The sequence below is a fragment of the Psychroserpens sp. AS72 genome, from assembly GCF_038900375.1.
GTDB lineage: Bacteria > Bacteroidota > Bacteroidia > Flavobacteriales > Flavobacteriaceae > Psychroserpens.
In genome coordinates this window covers 1-5,891 of record NZ_JBBMRC010000021.1, presented here as the reverse complement: position 1 = coordinate 5,891, position 5,891 = coordinate 1, and the positions used below count along the sequence as shown (strand labels likewise).

Below are 5,891 nucleotides of genomic sequence, written 5' to 3'. Positions count from 1 at the left end.
TGTGATCACATAAGTTGCTAAGTATGTTGCTATCTCATCAACTAATAATATCCCTTCTACACTTCCTTGATCTGCACCATTAAATATTGGTCCTGAAGTTAAGGTTAATGCGTTTCCGTCAAGATCTGTTAATGTATCTACAATACCTACATTAGTCAATACTACATCTCCTGTGTTCTCTACAGTAATAGTGTAGTTGATTGTATCTCCTGCGCCAAGTACGCCATCACCATTATCAGTAATAGCAGCAGTTTTTTCAGCTTCTATATTAGGATTTTCACAACCGTTTACTAATGGATCAGTAGAACTTACATCATTTTGTTGCAATGAATTCATCAATCCATCTTGTGGAACTCCGTTTCCATCTACAACATCTCCTAAAGAGTCATCTGCATCTAAATCTGATGCCACATAACCTCCATCACCTTCTAAAGCATCTGGACAACCATCACCATCACTATCAGAATCTAAATAATCTGGAATTCCGTCATTATCTGTATCAGGATCTGTAGTTACAGGGTTAGTAAAGTTAGCAACACAATCAAATTCAATACTGTGGTATCTAACAACATCCGCAATTGAGTTAGTTGCTTTTACTCCCAATCTCATTGTATAGCTATCAAAATTCTCGTATCTTGTGGATACATTTAAATTTGGATTTGCATTAGAACTACCTGGATAATTTACATTTCCGGAGGTTACTAAAAGGAAGTTAGGTTCATTTGAAATTGTAACTTCTGTAGGGTTGTTTAACACATAACTTAAAGGTGTTTGAACCCTATCACGTTCTTTTAAATCTGGATTTCCATCAATATCATTCAAGTTAATGAATACTTCTGTAGCTTGAGGTGCCAACGTTGACGTTCCTGCATTAACAAATTGAATATTAATTTCTACATATCCTTCTTCTCCTGGATTTAAACTTGTAAATCTTGTACCTGGTTTAAAGTATTCTACATTAGAAGAATTATCATCCAAAATATCAATTTCAGCATTTACATAATCAACTAAAGTAACTAATGCATCTACACCTATTTGCACATTTGGAAATCTAAACACTTCACCTTCAAGCAATGTAGAAATATTACCATCACCAGTTTCTTCGGTAGGAATAGCACTGAAATCAAACGTAGTATGACTTCCACAAACTGGCTGACCATTAAATGTTTCTCCACGTTCATCTATATCTAATAAACCATCATTGTCATCATCATCATCACAACCATCTGGAATTAAATCACCATCTGCATCTGCAGTATCATCAAAACCTGCACATAAATCAGCTGAATTAATAACACCATCACCATCACAATCATTAGTTGGGTAATCTGCACAGTCATTAACAACAATAATTACTGTAGCAGTATCACATATTGTTGGGTCTGCTTCTAAACAGATTGTATATTGTATATTGTAGGTTCCTGGTAAAGCTCCTCCAGGAATATCAATTGTTCCATCAGAATTAATTAAAACTCCCGTCAGACCATCTTCATCGGCAATCGATATGTTATCTGAAATATTTGAATTGGTTGCTGGTACATCATCTGCTAAATCTGTTCCGTTTCCATTATTATCAAACACAGAACCTGTTGTACCTCCAGTAACTGGGTTAAATGGTGTTCCGCTGAAATCATCATATTGTGCTACAATTGTTGGATCTACTTCAATCGTTACATCTGCTGTTGTACAAATTGTAGGATCTGTATCTAAACAAATTGTATATTCTACGGTAAATGTTCCTGATGTAGTTCCTGCTGGAACATTAATCGTTCCATCCGTATTGATGGTAACACCTGTTAAACCTCCATCATTTGTAATACTGATATTGTCTGCAATATTTCCATCGGTTGCTGCTACACCATCTGCGGTATCTGTACCATTGCCGTTGTCTCCAAAAACACTTGCGGTTGTACCTCCTACTGTTGAATCTATTGATGTTCCACTGAAATCATCGTCTTCTGCTACAATCGTTGGATCTACCTCTATTGTTACATCTGCTGTTGTACAAATTGTTGGATCTACTTCTAAACAAATTGTATATTCTACAGTATAAGTTCCTGATGTTGTTCCTGCTGGAACATCAATTGTTCCATCAGTGTTGATAGTAACTCCTGCTAAACCTCCATCATTTGAAATACTAATATTATCTGCGATATTTCCATTGGTTGCTGCTACGCCATCTGCTGTATCTGTACCATTTCCGTTGTCTCCAAATACACTTGCGGTTGTACCTCCTGATGCTGAATCTATTGGTGTTCCACTAAAATCATCGTCTTCTGCGACTATTATTGGCAATGGACCTAAAATTCTTAAATCTAAGTTATCTACAAAATTCCATGTTCTTCCACAAGTACCACGTGAGAAAAACTCAAAAAGAGAAGTTCCTGAAGTTGGAGCCACAAAAGTAGTAGTAGTTTCAACCCATACATTCTCTGAAGGAGGCGGTGGAAATACAGCCATAGTTGAACCATCTATTCTAATTTCCATTTCAGGCACACAAGGTGTTGTTGTTCCATCTTGTCTTGTTTGAATTAAATAATCAAAAGTAAATCTATACGTTTCTCCAGCTACTAATGTAACATTTTGACCAATTCCTTCTGGATTTGCTGAAAGCACTCTAAACCCAAAATAACAACCTCCACTTGGAGATGGTGTACTTGCAGCATAAAATCCATCCCAAGAACGCTCATTATCAGTTGAACGATCTGGAGTGTTTGTTTTTATCCAACCATCTGGCTGCTGATCCCTTAATGCATCACTACCATTACATGTAGCAGTTGAAACATCAAGCCCAGGATTTGTTAAAATATTTTGCGAATTACTGTTCCAAGAAAATAAAATAGCAACGAGAACTAATGCTCTTGCTGCTGATGAAACGTTTGTAAACGAGAATCGAGTAAAGATTTTCATATTATCTTAAAGTAAAAATGTTTATATATCTATATATTTTATTATTCTATTATATAAATTAATAACATTTTCATCCAAGACAAATAATCAAATGTAAAATCATAAACTCATTACTAAAATTAGTGTGAGTAAAGGATTACCATTTGAAAACATGTAAGTTAGACTATGCTATTAATCTCATTCAAAAATAATATTAATTTTTTTAATCTATCTTAAAAATACTGCATTTATTTTGTCGACAAAACGCCTAATATTATCGATAAAAGGTGGATTTAAGCATTTTTTTTAAGATTAGAAAGATATTATTATATCAATTGTTTTTAATAACGTTTAATGTAATTAAATTATACATAAACAATACTTATAGTAATAACCTTACAAAATTATAGACACAGGTTTTTACTTCTAGTCACACTTAATAAATAATACATATAATATTCATACGATATAATCATGTCATTGGTTTTTTAAAATTTAATATAATTATATTTGCAGCTACTAAAATAACTATGAGTTTTAAAAAAGAAATCAATAGACGCCGTACGTTTGGCATTATTTCGCATCCTGATGCAGGTAAGACAACTTTAACTGAAAAATTACTATTATTTGGTGGTGCCATCCAAGAAGCTGGAGCTGTAAAGAGTAATAAAATTAAAAAAGGAGCTACCAGTGATTTTATGGAAATTGAGCGTCAGCGTGGGATTTCTGTAGCAACATCAGTCCTTGCTTTTGAATATAATGGCATAAAAATAAATATCCTAGATACTCCTGGTCACAAGGATTTTGCTGAAGATACATTTAGAACTTTAACTGCAGTAGATAGTGTTATTGTGGTTATCGATGTAGCGAAAGGTGTAGAGGAACAAACCGAAAAACTTGTTGAAGTTTGTAGAATGCGTAATATCCCAATGATTGTTTTTATTAATAAAATGGATCGTGAAGGTAAAGATGCATTTGATTTGTTAGATGAAATTGAACAAAAACTTGGTTTGCGTGTTGTACCATTAAGTTTCCCTATTGGTATGGGTTATGATTTTAAAGGAATCTATAATATCTGGGAAAAGAATATTAATCTTTTTAGTGGTGATAGCAGAAAAGATATTGAAGAAACTATCGAAATCAATGACTTAACGTCACCTGAACTAGATAAACTCGTTGGCGAAAAAGCGGCTCAAACGCTCAGAGATGAAATAGAACTCGTGGATGGTATCTATCCTCAATTTGATAAAGATGAATATCTAAATGGTGAATTACAACCCGTATTTTTTGGATCTGCTTTAAATAATTTTGGAGTGCGTGAATTATTAGACTGTTTCGTTGAGATTGCCCCAAAACCTCGACCAAAGCATAGTGAAGAGCGATTGGTTAAGCCTGACGAAGATAAGTTTACTGGATTTGTGTTTAAGATACATGCTAATATGGATCCTAATCATAGAAACAGATTAGCTTTTATAAAAATAGTGTCAGGTGAATTTAAACGAAATACACAATATCTTCACGTAAGACATAATAAGAAATTAAAATTTTCTAGCCCTAATGCTTTTTTTGCTGAAAAGAAAGAAATCGTTGATATCTCTTATCCTGGTGATATTGTTGGATTACAAGACACTGGGAATTTTAAAATTGGTGACACTTTAACTGAAGGAGAAATCCTGAATTACAAAGGTGTACCAAGCTTTTCTCCTGAACATTTTAGATATATTAATAATGCAGATCCATTAAAATCTAAGCAATTAAATAAAGGCATCGATCAATTAATGGATGAAGGTGTTGCTCAATTATTTACATTAGAACTCAATGGCAGAAAAGTAATTGGTACTGTTGGCGCTTTACAATATGAAGTAATTCAATATCGTTTAGAACATGAATATGGAGCAAAGTGTATTTATGAAAACCTTAATGTTCACAAAGCGTGCTGGATTGAAACAGACAATAAAAAAAGTGAGGAATACAAAGAGTTTTTAAGAGTAAAACAACGTTTTTTAGCTAAAGATAAGCGAGGTCAACTTGTATTTTTAGCAGATTCACCATTTTCATTACAGATGACGCAACAAAAGTACAAGAGTATTAAGTTTCATAATACTTCAGAATTTGATTAATAATCCAAGATTATCATCTAACGTATTCAATTCATTTTGATAAAATTTCATGCCATTCATCTAATAATCACGATAAAATTTGTTTTTTATCGATGTTTTCATACATTTAAACGTTATTAAAGTTTTGATAACGTTATAGTTGTCTAAATTTAAAATAGATTAAAGCCCCAAAATTGATCTACTATGAAAACAAACCCAAATGTTTTCAGTAATAATGATATTACTGTAACCTACGACCCATGTAAGTGTATTAACGCTGAGCGATGTGCCAAAGAACTTTCTAATGTATTTAGACAATCTGTAATTCCTTGGATTGATTTAGAAGGTGCATCCACAAAAAAAATAATCAAACAAGTAAAAAAATGTCCTTCTGGTGCTTTGCAATTTCATGTCAAGCAAGAAGTTGCTTAGTAAGATGATTTTGATTAAAATTTTAGCTTCCTTTAATATTGAATTCTATTGTTCTAGAAAAATATAGAATTTTAAGACATCTAAGATAGTTCTTACTATAGATTTATATTGTCAATTCTCTATTATGTCTTGAAGACTTGTTTATACTATTTAAATATTTATAGTAATATATTTCATCTAATGAAATAATAATTTATAAAAAGAAATTGACCATAAATAAAAAAGCCTATGTTTTAAAACTTTAAAACATAGGCTTTTTTTTATTTATGCCTGACCTGTTGGCCCGAAATTTAACGGAATTGGAGGTTGCTCAAAAAAAACATTTCGAGCAACTCTAAATTACTTCAAAAGCAAGCATTTTTTTTGGATAAATGACTATGCCTGACCTGTTGGTCCGAAATTTAACGGAATTGGAGGTTGCTCAAAAAAAACATTTCGAGCAACTCTACATTACTTCAAAAGCAAGCATTT

At 32.6% G+C, this 5,891-nt stretch carries 2 protein-coding genes and 1 pseudogene; 2 read left to right on the top strand and 1 reads right to left on the bottom strand.

What is annotated here, in order from left to right:
* A pseudogene (locus WNY78_RS18700) lies at positions 1–2,910 on the bottom strand (hypothetical protein); the annotation flags it as partial.
* Between the two features lie 509 nt (positions 2,911–3,419).
* On the opposite strand from WNY78_RS18700, the gene WNY78_RS18695 reads away from it, so the two are divergent.
* Both WNY78_RS18695 and WNY78_RS18690 read left to right on the top strand, forming a co-directional pair.
* On the top strand, positions 3,420–5,009 hold the full coding sequence (locus WNY78_RS18695; RefSeq protein WP_342874747.1) for a peptide chain release factor 3: 1,590 nt from the start codon (positions 3,420–3,422) through the stop codon (positions 5,007–5,009).
* Between the two features lie 183 nt (positions 5,010–5,192).
* On the top strand, positions 5,193–5,420 hold the full coding sequence (locus WNY78_RS18690) for a (4Fe-4S)-binding protein (protein WP_342874746.1): 228 nt from the start codon (positions 5,193–5,195) through the stop codon (positions 5,418–5,420).
* Positions 5,421–5,891: the final 471 nt, after the last annotated feature.

Bases quoted from the DNA above. Each gene is read 5' to 3' on its own strand.
- WNY78_RS18695 (WP_342874747.1), top strand. From the start codon at position 3,420: ATGAGTTTTAAAAAAGAAATCAATAGACGCCGTACGTTTGGCATTATT.
- WNY78_RS18690 (WP_342874746.1), top strand. From the start codon at position 5,193: ATGAAAACAAACCCAAATGTTTTCAGTAATAATGATATTACTGTAACC.